General features: G+C 47.5%; 13 protein-coding genes. All 13 read right to left on the bottom strand.

Translation table 11 applies throughout. The features are described 5' to 3' along the window. Positions 1 to 37 precede the first annotated feature (37 nt). Entirely contained in the window at positions 38 to 787 is a 750-nt protein-coding gene (locus L3D05_RS09865; protein ID WP_239615861.1) for a ComFC family protein, read from the bottom strand. 54 nt (positions 788 to 841) lie between these two features. Then, positions 842 to 2,842 (bottom strand): helicase-related protein, encoded by a 2,001-nt coding sequence (locus L3D05_RS09860; protein WP_239615860.1) that lies wholly within the window; start codon positions 2,840 to 2,842, stop codon positions 842 to 844. Between the two features lie 178 nt (positions 2,843 to 3,020). After that, positions 3,021 to 3,401, bottom strand: a complete 381-nt coding sequence (locus L3D05_RS09855) for a hypothetical protein (RefSeq protein ID WP_239615859.1) — start codon at positions 3,399 to 3,401, stop codon at positions 3,021 to 3,023. A 237-nt stretch (positions 3,402 to 3,638) separates the two neighbouring features. Further along, positions 3,639 to 4,361, bottom strand: a complete 723-nt coding sequence (locus L3D05_RS09850; protein WP_239615858.1) for a response regulator — start codon at positions 4,359 to 4,361, stop codon at positions 3,639 to 3,641. After that, positions 4,351 to 5,529, bottom strand: a complete 1,179-nt coding sequence (locus L3D05_RS09845; RefSeq protein ID WP_239615857.1) for a sensor histidine kinase — start codon at positions 5,527 to 5,529, stop codon at positions 4,351 to 4,353. Before L3D05_RS09845 ends, L3D05_RS09850 begins: the two co-directional genes overlap by 11 nt. Positions 5,530 to 5,677: 148 nt before the next feature. Further along, positions 5,678 to 8,380: a stalk domain-containing protein gene (locus L3D05_RS09840; RefSeq protein WP_239615856.1), complete on the bottom strand. Its 2,703-nt coding sequence runs from the start codon at positions 8,378 to 8,380 to the stop codon at positions 5,678 to 5,680. 198 nt (positions 8,381 to 8,578) lie between these two features. Next, the gene (locus L3D05_RS09835; protein ID WP_239615855.1) at positions 8,579 to 8,932 is read right to left on the bottom strand and encodes an MmcQ/YjbR family DNA-binding protein; all 354 of its coding nucleotides are present in this window, start codon (positions 8,930 to 8,932) and stop codon (positions 8,579 to 8,581) included. Next, the gene (locus tag L3D05_RS09830; RefSeq protein WP_239615854.1) at positions 8,929 to 13,332 is read right to left on the bottom strand and encodes an Ig-like domain-containing protein; all 4,404 of its coding nucleotides are present in this window, start codon (positions 13,330 to 13,332) and stop codon (positions 8,929 to 8,931) included. The genes L3D05_RS09835 and L3D05_RS09830 overlap by 4 nt, the downstream gene beginning before the upstream one ends. A 146-nt stretch (positions 13,333 to 13,478) precedes the next feature. Then, positions 13,479 to 14,681, bottom strand: a complete 1,203-nt coding sequence (gene metK / locus L3D05_RS09825) for a methionine adenosyltransferase (RefSeq protein ID WP_239615853.1) — start codon at positions 14,679 to 14,681, stop codon at positions 13,479 to 13,481. A gap of 139 nt (positions 14,682 to 14,820) precedes the next feature. Then, positions 14,821 to 15,084: an alpha/beta-type small acid-soluble spore protein gene (locus tag L3D05_RS09820; protein ID WP_239615852.1), complete on the bottom strand. Its 264-nt coding sequence runs from the start codon at positions 15,082 to 15,084 to the stop codon at positions 14,821 to 14,823. A gap of 241 nt (positions 15,085 to 15,325) precedes the next feature. After that, complete coding sequence (locus tag L3D05_RS09815) at positions 15,326 to 15,820, bottom strand: hypothetical protein (protein WP_239615851.1); 495 nt, start codon at positions 15,818 to 15,820, stop codon at positions 15,326 to 15,328. A gap of 101 nt (positions 15,821 to 15,921) precedes the next feature. Then, the gene (locus tag L3D05_RS09810; RefSeq protein WP_239615850.1) at positions 15,922 to 16,902 is read right to left on the bottom strand and encodes an NHL repeat-containing protein; all 981 of its coding nucleotides are present in this window, start codon (positions 16,900 to 16,902) and stop codon (positions 15,922 to 15,924) included. 120 nt (positions 16,903 to 17,022) lie between these two features. Then, positions 17,023 to 19,446, bottom strand: coding sequence for an NHL repeat-containing protein (locus L3D05_RS09805; protein WP_239615849.1), 2,424 nt, complete (start codon positions 19,444 to 19,446; stop codon positions 17,023 to 17,025). Positions 19,447 to 19,469 lie beyond the last annotated feature (23 nt).

Raw genomic sequence — 19,469 nt, 5'->3', positions numbered from 1 at the left:
GTGTCGAAAAGAATATTCGTTTGGCATCGGTTTTTGATTATGATCGCGCCCATAATAACCCATAAACCTCTCTGGAAGCTTCAGGGAAAGCCTGAGTCAATACCCGAGCGCATTCGTCCAATGTGCTTCCCGTCGTATAGATGTCGTCTACGAGAAGAACGGTTCCGGACACCAAATCCGTCGGGACCGCCGCAAAATTGCCTCTCATGTCAACGACGCGGCTTCGCCGGGTTTTGAGGCTTTGCTTCTCGGTATGACGAAGCCGAAGCAGCATCGGCCGATACTCCAATCCGTACCATTCCGCCAATCGGATCGCTAATCTTTCGGCCTGATTATAACCCCGAGCCCGCAATCTCTCGGGCGCTAAGGGAACCGAGGTAATCACGTCGAATCCCGAAGGAGTAACTTCGCAAAGACGCTCATAAGCAAAAGCGAGCATCGCCGAGAGCACAGCCTCCAGCCCTTCGTTCCCCCGATACTTATAGAGCGCGAGCCAGTCCCTCATCTGAGGATCATATCTGACGGCGCATCGACTGAGGGCATAATACCGATTCTGTCGTCGAATGCAATCCTCGCAACTCTCCGCTCTGCCGCAAATCCGGCAAATCGCATGCGTGATCCAAGGAATAGACTTTCTGCACGTACCGCACAAAGACGTCAGTATACGCCGCGGTTCCGCGTGTTTGACCGGAACGACGATCGGGCTTGAAGCTTGCGATGCGTTCCTTCCGCATACCGGACAATCTTGCTGGGAGGGTGCAAACCAAGAAATCAGATTGAATAGCATTGTTAAATCTCTCCTATCTGACGAGGGATGATCTGCAAAAGTTACAAAACAACATTAGAGTGAGTCCTTAAAATAGCCTTGCCGTTTCGCGAGAGAGTTCATCCCTCGAATTTGTCGGATCGAGCTTCGCTGCGACAACGTCCACATCGGCGCTCCATAATACACGAAACCGCGCGGATCAACTGCCGAACGTCCGGCCCTTCCTGACATCTGAACAAGCGAAGCGGCATCGAACAATCGGTTGTGGGCATCGAGGATGTAGACGTCGCTCTTCGGAATCGTAACTCCTCGCTCCAATATCGTCGTCGTGACAAGCAATTGAATGATTTGTTTGCGGAAAGCGACAACTCTATCCGATCGTTCCGAGTCCTTAGACGAGGTGCCCGATATAGAATCCGGTTCGATGTTAAGCTGCGACGCGTACCGCCTTAACAACCGAACGGTAGGTTCCACTTGTTTAACATAAGGAACGAACAAGAAAATCTGGGCTCCTCGCTGAACGGATCGCCGTAGCGGCTTTAGCAACTTGGCTGGAATTCGCTGCTTACCGGTGAATTGGGTCACTGACGGGATGACCAGACGCCCCGGGACTGGCAGCGGATGGCCATGGTACCTCACTGGGACGCGTGCGGAGACGAGATTCCCCTTGGCAACGGCCCGTTGTAAGGGCAGAGGCGGTGTAGCGCTCAGGTATAGGGTGCAGCCTGTTTTATTGCGGCATTTGTCCGCGGCGAAATGCAGCATAGGGTCATTGTGATAGGGGAACGCATCAAGTTCGTCAATCAGCACAAGATCGAATGCTTCCTGAAACCTGAGCAACTGGTGAGTCGTGGCGAGCGTAAGCTGGCCGGTCTTCCAGCGTTCTGAACTTCCGCCATACAATACCACGCGCTCCTGATCCGGAAATGCTTTGGCTAGCCGCGGCTCCAATTCGAGCACGACATCACGGCGGGGAGTAGCGACTAACGCACGTCCACCCCGAGCAAGCACGGCTTCCAATAGCGGAAAAATCATTTCCGTTTTGCCCGCTCCGGTGACTGCCCAGAGCAGGAAGGTATGGCTAGCCCGCTCATGAAACGGAGTGTTCAAGAATAGCAAAGCTTGCGTGGCCGCGGCGCTCTGAGCTTCGCTTAGCCCCCAACGTAACGCCAGTTCATTAGCAATGCGGGGATGAGAGGATGAGACTTTATGCGAGAGAGAATCCCTCGTTGGCGCCTGCGAGGAACGGGTTCGCGACACTTTGGATTCGGCACTAGCGCGCGCTGGCGGAACGCCAATGATGAGCAGCTCGCATTCGCGGCTGCGTCCCATCGTCAGACAGGCCTCGCAATACGCGCAGGCCTGTCCGCAAGCGGCGCAAGCCGTACGCCGCAGCTTGTTCGGGCCGCTGCCGCATCGCCGGCAGGCCAAATCTTGGGCGTGGCGAGGCGCAGCCGCGAGCCCGAATGGAAGAGCGGCGCGCAGCCGCTCGACCCAAGCGCGGAAGCCGCGCAGCGGCGGAGCGGCTAGGGGTTGCGGGGCTACGGCAGCGGTTAGCTGCAGGGCCCCGTTAAGTGCCGCGTATTGTATCGCGGCGAGAGGATCGATGGAAGCATATCTCTTCTGCGCACCTTCAGCAAACAACTGATAGGCCTCTTCCTTTAACAAGGAGCGACCGGTTAATTGTATAGCTATCGATCGCGCTACCTCAGTTAGGTCGCTCGCATTGGACAAATACGCACTCCACTGAATTCTTTCGGTCGCTAAATCCAGGTAGCCAGATAATAAATAATGGTCCCCTGCCCTCTGAACGATTTGCCGAAATTCCTCAATCCACTCATTACTCGGCGCTTTCACCCCTTTCTTTCCTCCCTTTCCCAAGCCGCTAGCGTCTTGATCCCAACGTTCATTCAACTTTTTACGAGCATAATCCGCCATCCCGAGCGGTACGGGTTGTTTAAGCCGGATCATCTCTATTGCTCTGCCGTTCCAAAACTCTTTATCTACTTCCCAAGCAATAGAAAAAAACGCCATCATACTTGTCTCGCCACGAACCGCGTATAATACGACTTTCATGGAACAGCCTCCCTTTCTCTTGTATGGCCAACAACAAAAAACACACCCCCAAATCGCTATCGCAGCGATCCAAGAGTGTGCTTCACCCGGATTTCCATTCAGAACACGTTACAAGGATTGTATGACAAAAACGTCTTCTTCGCAATTCTTTTTCAGCACTCCTTATGTGCCATTTGAATCAAAGCGGTAGCCTGGAAACGTCGTCCGTACGCGCCAGTTCCACCCACACAACCCTTTGATCCGTAGTTTGCCGATGATCCGATGAACCTCCGTCTCTTCTCACCCATGCTATCCCATCACCGTTACGCGCAAATCGTTCCATGATTTTTCCGGTATCATCCGTAGATTGATCTAACACTACCGTTATCCCGATCTCTGTCCCAGTTCGTCTAGAGAACTGTTGCAACGCACGAATGTACCATTCAATTTGCATTTGGTGGTTGCCTGCGACAAGCACATAATGATGCGGATCTCCGCCGGAACCTCGACGAATCATCCAGTGTACGAGTGCCACAGCCGCAGCGTAGAAACCAACGATCCACAATAACTCGGGAAACATTGCGGCCACCTCCTTTAGTCTGAGGGGGAGTGACGAAAGGCTGATCTATAACCCATCTCAGCGATTCGTCTTCTCGTTCAACAATATATGCCGCAAGCGGTAGGGGAGTTCCGACAATCCGAGTGACCATGAAACCTCTACATTACAACAGGTAAAATGCAAAATCCACGGCCGCCCTGGTCATTGGCCAGGTCGCCGTGAATGGTGTGGATCGATTATGTATATAACGAATTAAGTTTATAGGGTTACCCAACCGTATTTGATCGAATTAATGACGGCCTGTGTTCGGTCATCCACTTCCATTTTCTGCAGGATGCTGCTAACGTGGTTTTTGACCGTTTTCTCGCTGATGAAGAGGTTTTCTCCGATCGTCTTGTTGCTCTTGCCTTCAGCCATCAAGCGAAGAACTTCGGCTTCACGGCGAGTAAGAGGGTTGTTGCCGCGAGGGATGAACTTCGTCACCGTCTCCCGACTAGCTGCAGCACCCGAAGTTGCCCCTATCTCATCCAAATAGGTCATGCGGCGAAGCTGATTAATCAATTTCCCCGTTACTTTCGGATGTATATACGCATGGCCTTCCGCAACCGTGCGAATGGCATTGATAAGAGATTCCGCTTCCATGTCTTTCAACAGGTAACCCGTCGCGCCCTTGCGAAGGGTTTCGAATACATAGCTCTCATCGTCATGTATAGACAAAATGATAACCTTAATCTCCGGAAAAATATCGCGCAATCTCTCGGTAGCTATCACGCCGTTCTCCGTCGGCATATTAATGTCGAGCAGAACAACGTCGGGCTTCTCCTTGTTACAGAACTCGAGCACCTGGATGCCGTCACCGCATTCACCTATGACTTCTAAGTCGCTTTCCATATTCAAAATTCGTTTAAGCCCTTCCCGAAAAAGCTGATGGTCATCGGCAAGAAGCACTTTGATCTTACGCGCTGCCGGTTTATTCTCCATGTGCGATTAACTCCTTTCCTGACTCCGCTTTAATTGGGACATTGATCCTAATACGCGTGCCTTGGCCTACGGCGGAATCGATATCGATTTTCCCTTGAAGAAGTTCGATTCGTTCCTTCATCCCGATTAAGCCGAAGTGTGTATGAGTGTTGACGCGGGACTCCACGACATCCAAGTGGAATCCGACGCCATTGTCTTCTATTAGCAGTTGAACGATGTCCTCATGAAAGATCATTTCAAGGGATACGAACGTGGATTGGGCATGCTTGTGAGCGTTGCTGAAGCCTTCCTGCACGAGTCTGAACAATGCGGCTTCCATGGCGCTAGGCAATCGTTTCTCTTTGCCCGTTGTCTCGAAAACAGTCCTGATTCTAGTCTTCTCCTCGAAATCCTGCACGAATTTGCGAAGCGTCGGCACTAAGCCTAAATCATCCAAAGCCATCGGTCGGAGGTTAAAAATGATTTTGCGTATTTCTTCCAACCCGATCCGAATTTGCGATTTCAAATCGATCAGTTCGCTACGAACGACTTCCAAATCTTTCGTTTCCAGTAGCCGTTCCGCGATTTCCGTTCTAAGCACCAAGTTGGCAAGAGATTGAGCAGGTCCATCGTGAATTTCACGGGCAACCCGCTTACGCTCGTCCTCCTGCGCTAGAATGATCTTTAGGCCGATCATTTGCCGGTTCTTCGCGGACTCTAGTATTCGAGTCACTTGATTCAGATCGCCGGAGAGATAATCTAGAACGACACTCATTTGCAGATTAATCGTATCGGCTCGTTCGATCGAAACTTCGACGCCCTTCACGCGCTGCTGCAGCTCGTCCCGGCGGGCCTTGAGGTAGATTTCCTTCTCCCTGTATACCATGAGATCAAGTTGAAGTTGCGTCGCTTTCTCATAAGCAGACTTTATATCATGCTCACTGAATCTAACGAAGTCCCGGCTTACTTCCGTTAGACGGATTCTTGCTAGACGATAGTCCCGCTCCAATCCGTCAACCCTGTCTATCGTATCAGTGGTCTCTCTTAAGACATTTTCCAGCTCATAAGTCAGGGTAAGCAGCTCGCGTCGGGCGACTTCGCAAATTTCAAAAACCTGGACTTTGCTATCTTCCATAACAGCGATGGCATTCTGGATTACACGATCTATTTGGCCTACATGAAAATCCATGAATACGACTCCCCTATACTCAGTGACGCCCGATTGAATACGTTACTTCCCTATCTACTTAAAGCCTCTTCGCATTTCGCTAGCAATGTTAACATCATACCATATTTCTTGTATTCAACGAGACAAGGATTAGATCTTCGGCCGAAAATTAATGAATTGTAATGGTTTGGGTTTTGCCAACCCAATCTACCTTTTGTCCTAATTGCTCGGAAATAATGCGCACCGGTACATATACGCTATTATTCAGGAGGACAGGCGCCGTGGCGACCGGTTGCCGAACCCCGTTAACCGTCATCGTATCTGTACCGACCCACAACTCTAGCATTTTATCGCCGCGAAGCACCGTCACTCTTTTCGTCTTATTGTTCCAGACGACCTGAGCCCCAAGGCTATCGGCTACGAATCTTAACGGCAAATAGTTGGTGTTGGTGCCCTTCTGCACGAAAGGCGCTCCTGGCAACGTAACCTTCTTGCCATCGACAGTAGCTTGTTTCTTTCCTACCGTCATAACAATGGTCGGCTGGACGGTTTTGATCTGATCCGGTGGATATTGCAAGGTCAGATTATCAAAAGCCAGTTGCCCCTGCACCGCGCGCTCGTCCTGGTCTTCTTCTTTGTTAACGATGTAGAGTTTCGTTAACTTCGCAGGTCCTTTTAACCCTGCTCCCGCCAAGTCCACCCGCAGGTTTTTCCATCCAGTCCAGTCGATTTGATCTGCAATCGTTGCGTAAGCAGGTTTACCGTTCACATCCGTGAACTCCGCCCTTAACCAATGCATGCTCTGATCGCCTAAGATGTCCAACGTAAGTGTGCTTGGTGTTCCATCGATCGTAATTCCTTTACCGTCATTAAGCACGGCATTGGCAAACCGCTTACCGGAACCTAGCGTGAAGTCATAGTCCAATACCAGCACTTTGGAAGTTTCGCGTCCCGGAATACCGGTTGTAATAGAGGTTGCGCCTACTGTTTCGACCGGCGGAGTGCCGCTGAAACTTACGTTGTAAGAGGCTTTCTCGAAATCTTCCAGCAAACGTTCCGTTCCCGGAGCAAGCACGGCAACCGCGCCATATCCGTCATATCTGGCAATCGCGTATCCAGCGGAAATATTGTTGTCTACTTTGTCTACGGTCATTTTGCCGTCCGCGGACATCGTTGCCTTGAAACCACGGAACTCCCATGTTACCGAAGATGCGGGAACCGGAAGCTGCCTTCCGTCCGTCAATTGGGCTTTTACAGGCACGCTTATTACCGCTCCTGGCTTAAGCACCGCTGTATTAGGCTCGACAATCAGCTTGGCAATCTGCGCTTCTCCGATAATTTCGAGCGAGAGCGCGTCCGACGCGTTACCCGATTTAACTTGCAGCTTTGCCGAACCTGTTTTCGTAGCTGTGAGAGTTCCATCTACCAAAGTACCCACTTGATTGTCGAGGCTCCAATTCGGAGTCAGTCCGCTAGGATCGATCGGATTATAATACGTATCATAAGCTTTCAGAGAGTATGTCGCTTGCTGTCCCATGAACAGGGTTTGCGCCCCGCTTGCCACAATGCCTTTCAGAGCGCCTTGAGGAGCCGTCGTATAAATACCAATACCATTCGTCACAAGACGTTGGGTCGTTCCATAAGAGGTTGGATGGGTAAGCTGGGCTTGAAACTCGCCAAGAGGACGGGATACCATCGTTGTCGAGCCTCCGCCATCCAGGTTGACCGCTTTCCACACGCCAAGTCCCGCGAGCATCTGTTGCAATTCCTTGAGCGTTACCCCTTTGCGTCCGCCATTTTCTTCAACGGTAAGCAGGTACGCCGTATTGCCGTCTTTGGAATACCCGACAGCCGTGCGGGCACGATCCGCGCCTCCGCTGACACCGCTAATATCCCTCGAGAAAGGAGTAGCCGCACCTTTGTCCATTAGCAAGGTATGCCCGCTCACCATCATTTGGAATTCGGAAGGGTCATAGATTTTACCATCCTTACTCTTAAGCGAGGCCGTCGTGTTGATCCTATCTCCAACAGCCAAGTTGGTAGTAATGAAATCGGCAGCCGTTCCGTGTCCTCTCAAAATAAACCCATTCGTGGGAATAGCTGTCTGAATCGCGCTTTTAGAGGATATCTCGGTAACTATATCATCAACGACCAACGCCTCAGTCGGAGTGGCGCCACTGTTCGCCGGACGCTCGGGAGCTGTCCAAGCACTCGTGTACATGTACAGCGAATTGACGTGGCTATAAGCTTTGTCCGGTTCCGTTCGGTATGCGGCTTTATTAAGACCCGTTATTGCGAACGTTGAACCGCCGGCAGTGGTTACTTGTCCGGTAAAAATGAAATTATCAATGATCGGTTGTCGATCCTTTGTCACTCCGAACGCATACATTCCTTGCAATAACTCCGTACTGACAAGCAGTTGCCCCTCATTAATCTGAGCTCCCATGGGCACGCCTTCGCTTGCGCTTCCCGTACGGAATACGTCTCCGTTAATGCCTGCAATCGCTCCTGTTTCCTTCACCATCGCGCCAACCGACTGTCTTGCCGTAACGCTTCCTTTCGGACCGCCCATCGCATTGAGTTGGACGTACGGATTTTTGAGATCTACCTGGAGCACGTGAAGTACTTCGGTTGGTTTAGTCTTGTCCGAGGGCACCCAAGCGTAGGTTAACTGTCGGACACCGGAAGTGACGATAGATTCGCCTTGCTGTACAAGCTTGTAAGTAACTGCAGCCTGCGTGGCTGCTTTAGCAACGGGGATGCTCCCCGCATTAACCGATCCGGTGAACACCAGTACTCCGGCGAGAAGCGGCAATATCAATCGAGTGCGTTTATGTCGTGCTTGCGAGTTGTGCTGTTGCTTTTCATTCATGAAATCAGGTTCTCCCGTAAATCTATTAGAATTTGGCTGAAGTGCATAGACTCCTAGTACGCCCTACTCTATTAGACTCTTTAAGAGGCGAAAAGTTACACCCGATAGAACGAAGTCGCTAAATTTTAATAGAATAATTTCCAATCGTCTGTTCAAACAAAAGAGGCAGCCGATTGGGGCTGCCTCTACGAATCTTTGTTATTTCAGTTGTTCTCTTTCCCGTTTGGTCAACTTGACCCATGTGAGCCGATAGGATTGCTCCATCATGTCTAGCACTTCTTGATCCGGTACAACGCCATCCAATACGACCGTGTTCCAATGTTTCTTGTTCATATGGTAGCCCGGTAGCACGGATCCGGAATACTGCTGCCTAAGCAGCCAAGCTTCCTCCGGATCCGCCTTCAAGTTGATGCTCTCATGAGCGCCTGATCTGCCTAGCAGAGCAAACATTTTGCTACCTACGAACAGAACCGGCAAATCAGGATCGAATGGATATTTCAGAGTCGTGCCCACCCACTCTAACCCTCGTTCGATCAATTGGGCGTGGTTCATAGGAAATCCACATATTCCAAGAACCGTTTGATCATAATCGCGGCTTCCGCACGGGAAGCATTACTTTGCGGATTGATCGTCTTCGTTGTCGAGCCTTTGATGAAGCCTGCGGTAACGCTGACAGACACGCCGTCTTTCGCCCAGCCGCTTACTTTGGCCTTATCCTTAAAGCCGTTAAGCGCAGTGCTGGACGATGTGGATTGTACGCCCACGTAGTTCATGGCCCGCACCAACATCGTAGCCATTTCTTCGCGGGTTACGTATGAATTAGGACGGAATTTACCATCCGTTCCGCCTTCTACGATACCTGCTTTGCTAACGGCTCCAATATAGGAGGCAGATGCGCTTGTGAGCGGTACATCGGCATATCTGGAGGCCGAAGACTTATCTCCGTTAAGCCCGATGCCTCTAGCCAGGAACTCCGCAAAGTCAGCTCTAGTAATATTTTTGGCCGGGGCAAAGGTCTTATTCGTGTCGCCCGTTACGATAAATTTGGAAGCTAATAAGGTAACATCGCTATTCGCCCAGTGCTTAGTCATATCGTTAAACGATACGTTCCTACGTACCACAACATATTCGCTGTTGCCCTTGCGCTTAAAACTAACCTTGGTTGAACCGTTGCTGTTCCCAAAGAGCGTTGGAACGTAAGACGGTTGGTTAGAATCGGAATCTAGTCGGACTACGGCTACATTATCCGTAGTACCGGTAAAGCCCGAAAGCACGAACGATCTCGTCACGTACTGCTCGTAATTGCTTACCGCCCGATAATTCGTTCCCGTTAATATGCCTGCGGAGAAATCCGCAGGTGTCGACATCGATTGGGCCCCGAGAATATTAAGCGTAGACAACACCGATGCGTTCTGAACCTTCTCGATGCTAATCTGCAAAGATGACGTGGTGGTGCTGCCGCCTGCCAAGTAAATCTCTTTGCTGTAGTTGATCGCCGACAATGGTATTTCGAATTGCATATCTCCGTATTCGAGACGGAATGAGGCGTTAGATGCTCTGGAAGACGCATCCATAATGGAGCTAATCGGTATCGCCACAAGCGCCCCTACTTCAGTAGCCGGCACCTTAAAAGTAATTCGCGGAGTCGTAACTCCACTGTTCTGCCTGATAGCATCATAAGCAGCGAGCAACTTCGGACCATCCAAGTTATATCGATTCATCGATTTCCCCGATGGAGTCGTTCCTGAATAGACCGACGAAGATTTAGAAACAACCAGTTGCACGCCGCCGTTGCCGTCCGATTCGACGTAATCCGGCAAGCCTACAATCGCGCCACCGCTACCGCCACCGCCTGTAGATGTAGACTGATTCGTTATGGTCATCTCGCTAATCCCGCTGACCGCTTGGTTCTGTAAATCCTTCAACGGATTACCCGTAGCCATATAGCTAAGCACGACACTCGTGCCGGTAGCTACAGGCGCGGATAGCTGCAGTCTCACTTGCGTACCCACAACGTTCACCGAGTTAATGTTAACGAAAGTCCCGTTAACCTTCACATAGTATTGCGATGCATAAGGTATCGAAGCGGTGCTGAGTGCCGCGTTATAAGTAAGCGCGATTTCATTATTGTAAACAGATGAAGCCACTAGCTGCGTAGTGGTCGCTGCAACTCCAGTAACAGGGTAGCTGTTAAAAGTAGCAGCTAGATTACCCGCCAAATCTTTTATTCCTTGACTTGTCTGAATATAAGATACATATACCACCGCATTGGTAGCGATAGACTGGCTCATCGTTAGTTCAACCGTGTTATTCACGATAGCGACAGATGAGATCACCGCCGTCGTCCCGTTCTTGACCACGGAGAAGTTGGATTTCAATGGTACCGAAGCCGTACTCAATCCTTCGTTATACGTTAACGTAATCTTCGTACCCGATGCAGTAGCAGTAGTAAGGACAGGCGGAACTGTATCATTCACGTTCTGAACATAGAAGTCGGTGAAAGCGGGAACCGCGTTGCCGCTTAAATCAGTTAAAGGTGTCGAACCAGGCGTATAAGTGACGGATACGGATTGGGTAGTGGTACTGCTTGACGGTAAAGTAAGAGTTACCACGGAACCGTTTACCGAAATCGCGCTAACGCCTTGCGAATATCCATTCAGTTTAACCGAGAATTGATACGTAGCACCGCTAGCTACCGTCGCCAATGACTTATTAAAGTTTAATGTCAATGTCGTGCCGTTCAACACGCCGCTTGACGGTTTGGCCAAAGTCGTGCCGGTAGTGTTAGTAACATCTTTAGAGGACAGAGCGACCGCCTTATTTCCCGATAAATCTTGAAGCTGTCGGTTGGTGTCTGGATCCTTCGTGTAAGAAACTTTCACGATTTGACCAACTGCTACTCCGGATTGAAGCGTTAACCGCACTGTTTTGCCGTTGATCGTTACCCCGTTTATTTGTCTCGGGACATCGTTTACCGTTACGTAATAATTAGCAGGATAAGGAACAACAGCGCTATCCAGCTCTTCATTATAGGTCAAAACAACCGTACTGCCATCCATTGCCGCACTAGTAAACACTGGTGCGGTCTTATCAGAACCGATCGTCTGGAAAGTCCAGCGATAGTCGTTCAGTATGCCGGGATAAGGATTCAAAGCCAAATCCGTTATTGCGCTGTCCGGAATACTCACGATATACGTGGATGCTCCAGTCAAGGGCACGGTCGGAGTCAAGATAACCTGACGTGAATTCGTACTGTCGACACTAATCGTAGCAGATACGGTGTCCTTGATCGCCCCAGACACAATACGATTCAAGTTCGCATTGACACCACGTACGGCAATTGATTTATCAAACAACATCGTTAACTTCGCATCCAGTTTTACACTGTTGGAGCCCGATGCCGGCGTTGTGCTTATAAGTTCAGGCTTAACCGTATCCGATGTCACCCTGAACCACCAGGTAGTAAAGTTTGTTGAATCTATGCCCGCATAGGCATTTCCGGACAAATCGGTAATTGCAAGGCTTCCGATTTGTACCGCGTAAGAAGTGTTCTTTACGAATGTCCCGCAAGAAGAATAGGCCGATGGGTTAATCGTAATCGTATCCGTGCCTCCACCGGAAACAGCGCCATTCGTAACGGGAATAGAGCAAACAACCGATTGATTAGCCACGTTGCGGATGACGATCATTCCGCTACCGGGTTTTACCACTTCATTAAACTTGATACTTAATGCGGGATTGACAGACGTAGTTGTGCTCCCGTTTGCGGGAGAGAAAGAACTAACTAGCGGCGGCGTTCTATCTACGCTTGACGCGGTAGTAAAATTCCAAGTAACTGCATCTACAATCCCTTCGTATATCGTACCGCCCGCATCCTTAAGCACTCCAGGATCCATCATAATGTAATACCCGGTGTTCGGAAGCAATGCTTGACTGAATGCGATGCTTATGGTCGCCGTTCCGCCTCCCGTGACGCGAAAAGCGCTTGTCGCCATATTAATCGTTTCAACTGTTTCATTCGTCAAAACCTTCTTCAAATAAATATTTCCGGAAGTCCCATTAACCATTGCCGTTCCGAATGTCATTGTTGCTGTGAAAGCGCCCGATGGCACGCTCGTAGCATCATCAACTGGATACGTATTTACTAGCGTTATTGGAGATGCAGACGTAGTGAAATTCCAAGTCAATCCGGGATAAACATTACCAACCATATCTACGAAAGTTCCACGTTCCGCTTGTACTTGATAATTTTTTCCGGAAACCAGACGAATCGACGGTTTAATTACAATTGTCGTTTTTCCGGTGCCATCCACTAATCCGCTTCCGGTTAATTCAGGAGACAGCACAGAAATGACTTGGGTATCGTTCGTATCTGTACGAATGATACGAATGTTACCGGAAGCAGCCATTACTTTTTTATTAAATACAAGTTGAATAGCGTCAGTAGCTACCATCGTTCCACCGGGTGCAGGGATCGGCGTAGCATTGGGAGAGGAAAAATCGCTTGCTACAACGCCGAAGTTCCAAGTTGTTGCGTTATTGATTCCGGCAAACCCTTCTCCCGAAATGTTCAGGAACGCGTTCGGACTGATTTCCACATAAAAGTTCTGTCCCGCCACAAGAGTCCCATTAGGGTTAATCTGAATCGTGCTTGCGCTCGTTGGGTCAACCGTAACATAGGCGCTTTGGGCTGGGATACTAAGGTCATAACTAGCTACTGCCACATTCGTATTCGAGTTCTTAATAGATACGACTCCGCCGCTAGCCTTCACGACATTCTCGTCGAATTTAATCTTTAACATGGCATTAGCAGGTACATTCACTTCATTATTGGCCGGATAAGTAGCCACTTTGATAGGACCACCGGGTGCTGCAAATGACGCTCCGGCTACCCACAGCTGAATCAATAATGTCATAATCATCGTGAGCGATAGAGTTCGTTTAAGTCGCAAAAAAATAACCTCCTGATGAACACAGTAATACACTATATTTCGGCATTTAGTACCAAAAAAATTAGGGACAAAGGACTTATTTACCCGTTTGCATTCAAAAAAAAGGCTCCCGCTCGCGCGGAAGCCTTTGCCTTCGTTGATTGAAATTATGCCAAAGCGCCTTGTTTCAAGGCTTCTACCCGATCCAAACGCTCCCATGGAAGATCGACATCCGTGCGGCCGAAGTGGCCGTAGGCAGCGGTCTGACGATAGATCGGACGACGAAGATCCAGCATTTTGATAATACCTGCCGGACGCAAGTCGAAGTTGTTCACGATCAACTCGACCAGCTTCTCTTCGGCAACCTTGCCTGTGCCGTAAGTATCCACGTTAATGGATACCGGGCTTGCAACGCCGATTGCGTATGCAAGTTGAATCTCGCACTTGTCGGCCAAGCCGGCAGCAACGATATTCTTAGCCACGTAACGGGCTGCATAAGCCGCGGAACGGTCAACCTTCGTCGGATCCTTACCGGAGAATGCTCCGCCGCCGTGACGAGCGTAACCGCCGTAAGTATCCACGATGATTTTACGCCCGGTTAATCCTGCATCCCCTTGCGGACCGCCGATAACGAAACGGCCGGTTGGGTTAATGAAGAATTTCGTGTCGGCATCCAACCATTCGGAAGGAACCTCAGGGTAAATAACATGCTCGCGGATATCATTCTGGATTTGCTCCAGAGTAATATCTTCGGAGTGCTGCGTGGATACGACGATCGCATCGACGCGAACCGGTTTACCGTCTTCATATTGAACCGTTACTTGAGTTTTACCGTCCGGGCGCAGGTAAGCGAGCTTGCCATTCTTGCGCACTTCGGATAAGCGGCGGGACAAGCGATGCGCCAACGCGATTGGAAGAGGCATCAATTCGGGAGTTTCGTTCGTTGCGAAACCGAACATCAACCCTTGGTCGCCTGCGCCGATATCTTCGTTTTCTTGTTGAATATCTTTGCCGTCACGGGATTCCAGAGCAGCGTTAACGCCTTGAGCGATATCCGCGGACTGTTCGTTCAAGGATGTCAGAACGGCGCAAGTGCTGGAATCGAAACCGTACTTTGCGCGAGTATAACCGATTTCCTTGATCGTGCGACGCGCGATGGCGGAGATATCGATAAAATCGGCTTTACTGCTAATTTCACCAATTACGAGTACAAGTCCTGTTGCAACGGAGACCTCGCACGCTACGCGCGCATAAGGATCCACCTCTAAAAACGCGTCCAATACCGCGTCTGAAATTTGATCGCATATTTTATCCGGATGGCCCTCGGTGACCGATTCGGATGTGAAGAGATGCTTGCCTTTGATCGACAAATTGTCCAACCCCCACATATAAAATCAGCCTTTTCCCATGGGAAAAGGCTGTTAAGATAAACCTTCGATTAATAATAATACCGGAATTGTCGAGGAGTGTCAATGTTCAGACACTTACTCCCAGTTAGGAATAACCGCTTTAGATAATCGTTTGTTGCGCCTGTTGAATGAGGCGTTTCGTGATTCCTCCGCCAAGCGAACCCGCTTCCCTCGAAGTCAGATCACCTAGATATTGTTGCCCGTAACTGGCCGAACTTATGCTTCCAAGCTCGCCGGCAAATTCAGTATCTAGTCCGCCAGTCTGAGCAGAGATAGGTACCCCTAGCTCCGCAGCAATCTCATACTTCATTTGATTAATCGCGTTCGCGCACTCCGGTACAACCAGTCTGTTGCTTCTTGCCATGATCATAAGCCTCCTTGAATGTTGATGAACCTAGTATGTGCCGGCTCAGCATGATCAAGGCGTATTACATTATGGGTCTAAGGGGAAAATGTAGGATATCTGGCGGAAGTTCCTCGAATATGGCCTTAGCAAACTCCAGGTATAGACTCCCCCATTTGAGGCATAATACTCTGCGAAGAATTGAGCCAAAAAAAACTGCCAAGCTGAATATCCACATTTAAGGAAAGTTTTAAGAAGATAGCTATTGTAATAGTTTATACTCGCCGCGAACCAGCACGATGATCCCTTTCGACTGCTTAGGATCCGCTTCTACTCCTCTATCCCCTCTAGGGTTAAGAATGAGGTGATTGTTCCCCACCGCTTTGCCTGGATTAATATCCAACCCATCGGTCAGATCTGACAATCCGTTCTTATCCGTACTATATGCGATCGCTTTGCCAGAACGTACGATTATCTCGCCGCCATCGGCGACGACCAACTTCGTACCCCATGGTACGGTTACGACTTCCAGCTTCGCTGATCCTCCGCCGCCTGTCGAACCGATTTTCTCCATTTCCTGCTTCACGAGCTTAGCAACCGCAGCGTCCACATATCCTTTAGTGACGATTGGATCGTCTACGGATCCCGGATTAGAGGTGCCATCCGCTTCCGCAGTCGACATAATCCCGATTGTTCCTAATGTTACAGCCAATACGGCCGTCGCTCCCCATACCGCGATTTTCTTCGGTTTCTGCAAGATTCATCTCTCCCGTTTCGACAAGTTCTATCATTTTGTACGCTATTTGGAACAGAGAAGTTGCGGTTTAGAAACATTAACTTAAACCGCAGGAAACAAAACTACTGAACCCGAAGATCGTAGCGCACCGCTCGGTTTGGGTTATTTAAGTTAGATAACTCCCATACTATATTAAACATCCGATTAATTTGGATGACCCTGTGATTATCTGAATCACTGATAAGCCAATCCCCATTTGGTAATTCTCTCGCACTGTTTGGTGACCATAACCCTTTATCGTACTTACGGACAATTTTCTTCATGGAGGGATTAATTTCGATTACACGATTGTTATGTTCATCTGCAATGAGATAGTTACTATTTTTCATTTCTTGGATCGAGTTCGGGTGATTAAATCCCCCCATCTCCCAAATGATTTTTTTAGATTTATAATCTATTTCATAAGCCTTATGATTAAAGTCTACTACAAGAATATTACCATCCGTTTTACGCCAAACTCCCCGAGGATAATAGAATGTAGGTTTTGACTCCCAAATGACTGTTCCGTTTTGTGATAACAGAATAACTTTGCTCGTCTCTGAATTTTCTACAGTTAAGATGTCGCCATCTGAAGTTACTTGTACGTCTCTAACCCCTTCGTTTAAGATCAGCGTTTCTTCACCTGTTTTTTTATTAATTTTTATTAATCGATTATAGCTTAATAGGGAAAGAAGCAATTCGTCCTTATTTAAGGGAGCAATCCCGAAATACGTTTGCTCCTCTGCTTTCCTCTCCCATACGACATTTCCTAATGGATCAATCTCCATAGCTGCCATCCCCATATCATCGGTAACATAAGTGTTCTCTAGGGGAATTTTAACGTATAAGAGATTTGGAGCAGTTGTAATCTGATGATAAATCGGAATGGTTTTTCCATCTTTATACCTTGATTTTTCATGGTTGTCCACTTCATGCCAAGCTCCGCGCTTAGCGACTTCATAAAAGTTATCGTTAGAAATGAAAGAATTGATATTATTCATATCTGTTGATAAGCCAGTCATGAGTAATATAGTCAGTGCAATAATAGGCTTTGTAATTCCCAAGAAGATTCCCCCTCCGGTGTAGTAACAGTAGGAAATATATGATAATATTAACAGTTTTACATATGAAGAGAGCCTTGGGATATCTATATCCTATAGAATCCCTATGAAGGCTTACGACTCCTATCGATTGGGTAGTAGGTATTTCAGATTATACTTACGTACTAAATAATTACCTTCATCCGCGACATAAACATAATTATCGTCTGCATATACAGCTGCCGGAAAATTTAGTATCGTCTCGTTATTTGGATCGAATCCTTTGCTCCCATCTCCAATTAAAGTACTTATTTGACCCTCTTTCACCACTCTGATTCTATTATTAAAGGTATCCGCAATGTAAACAATTCCATTATTATCAAATGCATTTAACGGTGTGTTCAATGAGCTCTTTGTTGCATCTCCGAAATCTCCACTATACAATCCGTTTCCTTGATACCCGGTGTATTTTGGCTTTCCCGCAAAAGGCTGAAGCGTGCCATCATGTTCCAAGATAGATACTGTGTTATTCCATGAATCTGAAATATAGATTACGTCCCCTGACACGGTAACGTCATGGGGTCTCATTAAGTAGGTTTTTATAGCTTTTACTCCATATTCGGGAGCGCCTTGTATTCCGTTACCTGCAACTGTCGAGACTATTCCAGAAGAAACGTCTATTTGTCTTATACGGTTATTATAAGTATCGGCCACATACAAAATATTTCTATTTCGATCGAATGAAATCCCACGAATTCCTTGAAACGTTGCATTAATGGCCTTGTCACCATCACCACTGAATCCATATGTTCCGCGACCGGCAGCGCCTGCGAATAGACTGACCTCTCCGGATTTGGCATCTATTTTCAATATATGGTGCTGTTCGGCTATATACATATTTCCTTTCTTATCTAGAGTTAATCCGGTAGGATAGTAGAATCCCGTATCCAGCCGATCCCCTCCAATAGTGGCCAGCTGCTGAACTCCATTCCCGGCGAACCTTGTAGTTACCCCGGTAGATAAATCATATTTAAAGACGCTTGCTGCGTGATTGTCTAATAAATACAAGGAGTCTTTGTATTTTTCCATTTTGATTATGCCGCCATATATGTTGTTTGATCCAACTGCCGGACTTAATTCACCCGTTATTTTATCTACGAAATTAACAGTCCCGTTATCGGAATCCGTAACTAATAAATTGCCTTTTGTCCCTTGTTGAATATAAGTTACATTGGCGAACCCGCTACTAAAATCTTCTACTTCGAACATGAAATTAAGTCTTTGTATAGACGTATGCATACTAAGGTATATATTATCTCCGTCTACAAGAATCTCCCCCGCAAGTCTAGTGGGGAGATCTAAACTTCGAATAAGTTCGCCGTTTTCAAACAAGAAAAGTTTTTGTAAAGAGATATCCGAAACTAATATTTTGTTTCCATTCTGATAAAAAGAAGTAGGACTTTGAAAATCAAACTTGTGTAGGAGCCTTTTCACGTTCCCTTTATTGTCTATATTGATTATGGATCCTATTTGATCTTCACTCGTAATTGTTAAAACGTACCCACCATTATTATCAGGATAAACATGTTTTGATGAACCGCTATAAGTGAAGATTGTAGATATTTCCCCAGATTTATCGACTTTCCGTAGAGAATGGTTACCGATATCTAGGAAAACTAAACTCCCATCCTTATCAAACACCATCCCTCCCGGAAGATTAAGCATCGTTTCCAGCCGTTCACCGTCTCCATTGTTGCCAGCAACTAATGTTCCTGCGAATATTTCACACAACTCTTGTTCGCAACGCCGAATTACATTTGAATGCGTATCCGATATATAGATAGCTTTATCTGGACCGATTACCGATGCTTCAGGATATAGCAATGAAGTTGATGCAGGCGCTGAACTTATATGTTTTTCAATACCAAAAATATTTTCCACCTTTAACTGCTTATCCGTCACTGAAAAATACGCCCAGTTACTGTATAAGCCCTTCATTTTATCTTTATTTATAGGTACGACTCTCCATTTATATGACCCGACAGGAATTTCATCAATTCGTGTATAGGTTAGTTTTCCATCCACATATTTGTTTTTGAAGACTTCACCTTTTTCATCGAACAACTGAAAAAAATATGAGTTTGTATCTTTCACGGGTGTCCAACTAAAATACGTGCTTCTTTGATCGATTTGTCCAAATGGATTCAACGCTTCGGGTTTTTGCTTTGTAAAATTAAAATAGACTACATCTTCAGAAGGAGGTTTCCCTGCAGCAGCAACATTTAATTTAATTGATTTCCCATGGTATAAGGATAAATCTAACGAGTACTCTGTCGAATAGATCCAATTAGATGATTGTAAATTATCATCCTCAAATACAGTCAACAAATAAGCTTGTGATTCAGGAATGCTATTCCATTTTATATTTAATTGTCCATCTTCAGTAGTGTAGTGTAATTTATATAAAACATGACTTTCGGAAATGGCGCTAGAATTACCTGAAAACGTCATCATTACTACCATCGCGATTGTTAATAATTGTTGAAGGATACCCTCACTTCCTTTCAAGAACTTTATTTAAATTTCTACAT

The sequence above is a fragment of the Cohnella mopanensis genome (assembly GCF_022352055.1).
In the GTDB taxonomy this organism is placed as follows: domain Bacteria; phylum Bacillota; class Bacilli; order Paenibacillales; family Paenibacillaceae; genus Cohnella; species Cohnella mopanensis.
This window is presented reverse-complemented; position numbering and strand designations above follow the sequence as displayed.

What these genes read in the sequence shown, in the direction of transcription:
- L3D05_RS09840 (WP_239615856.1), bottom strand. Translation starts at nt 8,380, where the DNA reads ATGAATGAAAAGCAACAGCACAACTCGCAAGCACGACATAAACGCACT.
- L3D05_RS09860 (WP_239615860.1), bottom strand. Translation starts at nt 2,842, where the DNA reads ATGAAAGTCGTATTATACGCGGTTCGTGGCGAGACAAGTATGATGGCG.
- L3D05_RS09855 (WP_239615859.1), bottom strand. Translation starts at nt 3,401, where the DNA reads ATGTTTCCCGAGTTATTGTGGATCGTTGGTTTCTACGCTGCGGCTGTG.
- L3D05_RS09850 (WP_239615858.1), bottom strand. Translation starts at nt 4,361, where the DNA reads ATGGAGAATAAACCGGCAGCGCGTAAGATCAAAGTGCTTCTTGCCGAT.
- L3D05_RS09865 (WP_239615861.1), bottom strand. Translation starts at nt 787, where the DNA reads ATGCTATTCAATCTGATTTCTTGGTTTGCACCCTCCCAGCAAGATTGT.
- L3D05_RS09845 (WP_239615857.1), bottom strand. Translation starts at nt 5,529, where the DNA reads ATGGATTTTCATGTAGGCCAAATAGATCGTGTAATCCAGAATGCCATC.
- L3D05_RS09835 (WP_239615855.1), bottom strand. Translation starts at nt 8,932, where the DNA reads ATGAACCACGCCCAATTGATCGAACGAGGGTTAGAGTGGGTGGGCACG.
- L3D05_RS09820 (WP_239615852.1), bottom strand. Translation starts at nt 15,084, where the DNA reads ATGGCAAGAAGCAACAGACTGGTTGTACCGGAGTGCGCGAACGCGATT.